The following is a 5,356-nucleotide window of genomic DNA, read 5'->3' as shown; positions in this document are numbered from 1 at the left end:
TGTCACGACGCGCGGACCTGCGTTTATGAGCGATGACCTGTCCACCATTGCCGTAACTGCCTGTTACCACCGAATGTGAGACAGAGCCGTCTACTGGACACACCCCCGTACGGCGCGCCCGCCGAGTGCGACGGTGCCAGCGCTGGCGCTGGCACCGGCCGAACTCCCGGGGCGGTCGGCGCCTTTGCGAGTCCGGGATCCCGCACGTCGCCACCTGGAGCGGGATCACCTACGTCGTGGACACCTTCTCTCTCGGGACAGGCCTTGACTCTGCCCAAGAATGCAATATATTGCATGTTGTACTCATGGTCGCCTCAGTGACTGGACCGGTGCGGCAGCATCGGACCGGCGCGACCTGGATGCACGGCTGTCCAGCCCGCCCCAGAACCGCCTCTCATTCCGGAAGGAAATCCGCCATGAACAGGACCTCACCGCATCGTTCCCTCGCCAGGCGCGCCGCCATCGCCGCCAGCGTCGCGGGCGGCATCGCGGCGACCGCTCTCCTCGCAACCGCCAGCGCCTCCGCCGCCAGCGCCACCCACCACCACCGCCCGGCGGCCGAGAAGCCGACGATTGTCCTGGTGCACGGCGCGTTCGCGGATTCCTCGAGCTGGAACGGCGTGATCAAGAACCTCCAGCGTGAGGGATATCCGGTCATCGCTCCCGCCAACCCCCTGCGCGGCCTGCACGAGGATGCCGCCTACCTGCGCAGCCTCCTGGACAGCATCCCCGGCCCCGTCGTCCTCGTCGGCCACTCCTACGGCGGCTCCGTCCTGAGCGAAGCCGCGGACGGAGCCGACAACGTCAAGGCACTCGTCTACATTGCCAGCTTCCAGCCCGACGTCGGCGAAAGTACCTCCGCCCTCGCCGCCAAGTTCCCCGGCGGCCAGCTCGGCGAAGCACTCCACAGCGTGACCGTCCCCCAACCCGACGGCGACACCGCCACCGACCTCTACATCCAGCAGGACAAGTTCCGCGCCGTCTTCGCTGCCGACGTCTCCAGGAACACCGCGACGCTGATGGCAGCCACCCAGCGGCCCATCACCTCCGCCGCCCTCGACGACACGGCCACCAAGACCGCCTGGAAGACCATCCCCTCCTGGAGCCTCATCACCACCCAGGACCTCGCGATCCCCGCCGACTCGATGCGCTTCATGTCGAAGCGCGCCAACTCCCGCACCACCGAAATCGACGCCTCTCACGCCGTCACCGTCTCCCACCCCCGCGCCGTCTCCAAGCTCATCGACGCGGCGGCCCGGGACACCACCGGCTGACCGCTGAGAGTCGCAGCACACAGGGAAACAGATCTGTTTCCAAATGTGTTGTGGTCACATCATGCCGACTGAGGACACCAGGACTCGCTTGGTGGCTCACGCCACCAGCCTGTTTCATCGCCAGGGGTTCCATGCTGTGGGCGTGGATCGCCTGGCCGCCGAACTGGGCATCTCCAAGAAGACCCTCTACAAGCAGTTCCGTTCCAAGGACGCGCTCCTCGCGGAGGTCCTGGACCGTTGCGACGACATGGCCGTGCGGGATTTCCCCGACGAAAGCGATGACGCCTCACCGCAGGAGCGGCTGCTGGGAGTCTTCGACGCACAGCGCGCCTACTGCGAGGCGCCGGAGTTCTCCGGGTGCTTCTTCGTGAACATCACCACAGAGTTCCGGGACCCCTCGCACTCGGCGGTGCGGCAGGCGTGCTTCCACAAGAGCCAGTTGCACGCCTACGTCCGGCGCCAGGCAGAAATCGCTGGAGCCCTCGATCCGGAAGCGGTGGCCTGAACAGCTCGTGGTTCTGCACACCGGCGCCGCCGATTACGCACTGCTCACCGGCCGCTACCCGGCCACGGTCCGAGGGGCGGTAGAGGCGTTCCTCGACGCTTGGGGCGTCCGCTGAACCGCTGACGTCACACGGCTTCTGTCACAACCCCCAAACGACACCGATCACGGACGGTCGGCACTTTCGGAGTCGGCCCCGTCCGAAGGGACAACCATGTCTACTCTGCGTGACCCACTCACCCTGCCGGCTTTCACCACGGCCAACCGCGTGTTCATGGCTCCCATGACCCGTATGCGCGCCGCCCAGCCCGGCGACGTTCCCACCGACCTGATGCGCGAGTACTACACCCAGCGCGCCGGGGCGGGCCTGATCGTCACCGAAGGTTCACCGATCAGCCCCCAGGCCAAAGGATACTTCGCCACGCCCGGTATCCACACCGCCGAGCAGATCGCCGGATGGCGCCGGATCACCGATGCCGTTCACGAAAAAGGGGGAAAGATCACTCTGCAGCTGTGGCACGTGGGCCGCGTCACCCACCCCACGTTCCAGGGCGGCGAACCGGGCGTCTCCGCCAGTGCCCTGCCCTTCAGCGGAACCACCACCATCGAAGGCCCCGATGGAACACTCATCACGGCCGACTCCCCGACCCCGCGTGCCCTGGCGACCGAGGAACTGGCCGGTATCGTCGACGACTTCCGCCGCGCCACCGTCAACGCCCGCAGCGCCGGATTCGACATGGTCGAGATCCACGGCGCCAACGGATACCTCCTGCAGCAGTTCATGTCCATCAGCAGTAACCACCGTGACGACCAGTACGGCGGCAACCTCGTCAACCGTGCCCGCCTCGCCCTCGAAGTGGTCGACGCCGTCGTGGACGCCTGGGACGCGGCCCATGTCGGCATGCGGATCTCCCCCATGATCAAGTTCGGTGGACTCGACGACTCCGACGGCCTGGAGATGGGCTTGCACATCGCCAGCGAACTCAGCCGCCGGGAGTTGGGCTACCTCCACCTGTGCGAGCCCGACTGGGCGGACGGTCCCGAACTCGACGACGACTTCCGCATCAAGCTCCGGGAGGCGTTCAACGGTGTCATCATCGCCGCCGGAAACTACACGGTCGACAAGAGCGCCCGCGTCCTGCGCGCCGACTGGGCCGACGCCATCGCCTTCGGCCGACCCTTCATTGCCAACCCCGACCTCCCCCAACGCCTGTTCAACGACGCCCCGCTCAACGAACTGCGGCCCGAACTCATCTACGGTGGCGACGCCGCCGGCTACACCGACTACCCCGTCCTCACCAACTGACAGCGACAGACCGGGCCCATCTGCCAATCCATCGACGACGACGCCGACGGGCTACGCACCTCGCGAGGCTGCCGCCAGTCGGGTGAGGTACTCAAAGTCGCAACCCGCAGGCGCGGGAGTCACGATGCTCCCCCCATCGTTGCCGCACTCGACCGGACCCACGTCTTGGTCGAGCGCGGCACGATGCTCATCGTCACCCCGCGAGGGGACCGGGACTGTAAATCGTTCGGTGTAACTCCCGATCATGGAGGATGCATCGATGACCAGTGAGAACGTGGCTGAGCAGGACGCTGTCGAGTCGGCAGCGGCTGTGTCGGCGAAGGCCGTGGACGACCAGCTGATCGACGAGCTGGTGAGCCGCGCCCAGGCCGAGGGCCTGCAGTTGACCGGCGAGGGCGGGCTGTTGCAGCAGCTGACCAAGCGGCTGCTGGAGTCCGCCCTGGAGGGTGAGATCACCGACCACCTCGGCTATGACAAGCACGATCCGGCGGGCAAGAACGGCGGCAACTCGCGCAACGGCACACGCTCCAAGACCGTGCTGACCGACGTGGGACCGGTGGAGATCGTCGTGCCCCGCGACCGGAACGGCTCCTTTGAGCCGAAGATCGTCAAGAAGCGGCAGAAGCGCCTGACCGGGGTCGACGAGATGGTGATCTCGCTGGCCGCGAAGGGCCTGACCACCGGCGAGGTGCAGGCCCACCTGGCCGAGGTCTACGGCGCTGACGTCTCTCGCCAGATCATCTCCATCATCACCGACAAGGTGCTCGAGGGCATGGCCGAGTGGCAGAGCAGGCCCCTCGACACCGTCTATCCGGTCGTCTTCGTCGACGCCATCCACGTGAAGATCCGCGACGGCGCGGTCGCCAACCGGCCGATCTATGTGGCCCTGGCCGTCACCGCCGAGGGCCGGCGGGAGATCCTGGGCCTGTGGGCCTGTGGGCCTGTGGGCCGGCGACGGCGGCGAGGGCGCCAAGCACTGGCTGCACATCCTCACCGAGATCAAGAACCGCGGCGTGAACGACGTCCTCATGCTGGTCTGCGACGGGCTCAAGGGCTTGCCCGAGGCGGTGGAGACCGTCTGGCCGCGGACCATCGTGCAGACCTGCGTGGTGCATCTGCTGCGGAACTCCTTCCGCTATGCCGCCCGCCAGGACTGGGACAAGATTGCCAAGCTTCTGAAGCCGGTCTACACGGCGCCGACCGAGGAGGCCGCTCTGGAGCGGTTCGCCGAGTTCGCCGACGCCTGGGGCCGGAAGTATCCGGCGATCGTGAAGCTGTGGGAGAACGCCTGGGAGGAGTTCACCCCGTTCCTGCGGTTCGACACCGAGATCCGCCGCATCGTCTGCACCACCAACGCGATCGAGTCGGTGAATGCCCGCATCCGCCGGGCGGTCAAGGCCCGTGGACACTTCCCCAACGAGCAGGCCGCCCTGAAGTGCGTCTACATGGCGATCATGTCCCTTGACCCCACGGGCAAGGGACAGGCCCGCTGGACCATGCGCTGGAAGACCGCGCTGAACGCCTTCGACATCACCTTCGACGGCCGCCTGTCGGCAGTCCGCCAGTAGCCCCAACTACCCCCGTTACACCGCTCGTTTGGCAGACCGTCACCTGGCTCACCGACGGGCAGGTGCTGCACCGCGACAGCCTCGGCTCCGAGCAGGTGATCCGGCCCGGCCAGCTCAACCTGATGACCGCCGGCGGCGGCGTCTCCCACGCCGAGGAGGCCACCGGCCACTACCGCGGCACCCTGGAGGGCATCCAGCTGTGGGTCGCCCTGCCCGAGGCCACCCGGCACGGCCCGGCCGCCTTCGAGCACCACACCGAGCTGCCCCGGGCCGAGCTGGACGGCGGCGCGGGCGCGGCGACCGTCCTGGTCGGCGACTTCGGCGGGGCCGCCAGCCCGGCCCGGTACGACACCCCGCTGACCGGCGTCGAGCTGGACCTGCGCGCACCGGCCACGGTGCCGCTGCGCACCGGCTTCGAGTACGCGCTGATCGTCCTGACGGGCGCCGTCGCCGTCCACGGGCAGCCGCTGCGCCCCGGCAGGCTCGGCTACCTGGGCGAGGGCCGCGACGAGCTCCGCGTCGAGGCGCGCGAACCGGCCCGGGCGATCCTGCTGGGCGGGAAACCGTTCGAGGAACCGATCCTGATGTGGTGGAACTTCGTCGGCCGCACCCGGGAGGAGATCGACGCCGCCCACGCCTCCTGGGCCGCGCGGGACGACCGGTTCGGCCGGGTGGACTCCGCCCTGCCGCGCATCCCGGTCGCCGC

Annotated in this window: 4 protein-coding genes and 1 pseudogene; all 5 read left to right on the top strand. The window is 68.0% G+C overall.

The features are described 5' to 3' along the window. Positions 1-416 precede the first annotated feature (416 nt). Positions 417-1,274 carry an alpha/beta fold hydrolase gene (locus tag CUT44_RS21700; RefSeq protein WP_100203612.1) on the top strand — a complete coding sequence of 286 codons (858 nt, stop codon included), beginning with the start codon at positions 417-419 and terminating at the stop codon, positions 1,272-1,274. Positions 1,275-1,317: 43 nt separating this feature from the next. After that, positions 1,318-1,779, top strand: coding sequence for a TetR/AcrR family transcriptional regulator (locus tag CUT44_RS21695; protein ID WP_100203611.1), 462 nt, complete (start codon positions 1,318-1,320; stop codon positions 1,777-1,779). A 211-nt stretch (positions 1,780-1,990) separates the two neighbouring features. Continuing rightward, positions 1,991-3,082, top strand: coding sequence for an alkene reductase (locus CUT44_RS21690; RefSeq protein WP_100203610.1), 1,092 nt, complete (start codon positions 1,991-1,993; stop codon positions 3,080-3,082). Between the two features lie 259 nt (positions 3,083-3,341). Further along, positions 3,342-4,650: pseudogene (locus CUT44_RS21680) on the top strand (IS256 family transposase). Positions 4,651-4,712: 62 nt separating this feature from the next. Then, the coding region (locus CUT44_RS21675) for a pirin family protein (RefSeq protein WP_199185795.1) at positions 4,713-5,356 on the top strand (644 nt) is incomplete at its 3' end.

Source organism: Streptomyces carminius (assembly GCF_002794255.1).
GTDB classification, from domain to species: domain Bacteria; phylum Actinomycetota; class Actinomycetes; order Streptomycetales; family Streptomycetaceae; genus Streptomyces; species Streptomyces carminius.
Note: the sequence above shows the minus strand (reverse complement) of the source record. Positions and strands in the feature narration are given on the sequence as shown.

Bases quoted from the DNA above. Each gene is read 5' to 3' on its own strand.
- CUT44_RS21700 (WP_100203612.1), top strand. From the start codon at position 417: ATGAACAGGACCTCACCGCATCGTTCCCTCGCCAGGCGCGCCGCCATC.
- CUT44_RS21695 (WP_100203611.1), top strand. From the start codon at position 1,318: ATGTGTTGTGGTCACATCATGCCGACTGAGGACACCAGGACTCGCTTG.
- CUT44_RS21690 (WP_100203610.1), top strand. From the start codon at position 1,991: ATGTCTACTCTGCGTGACCCACTCACCCTGCCGGCTTTCACCACGGCC.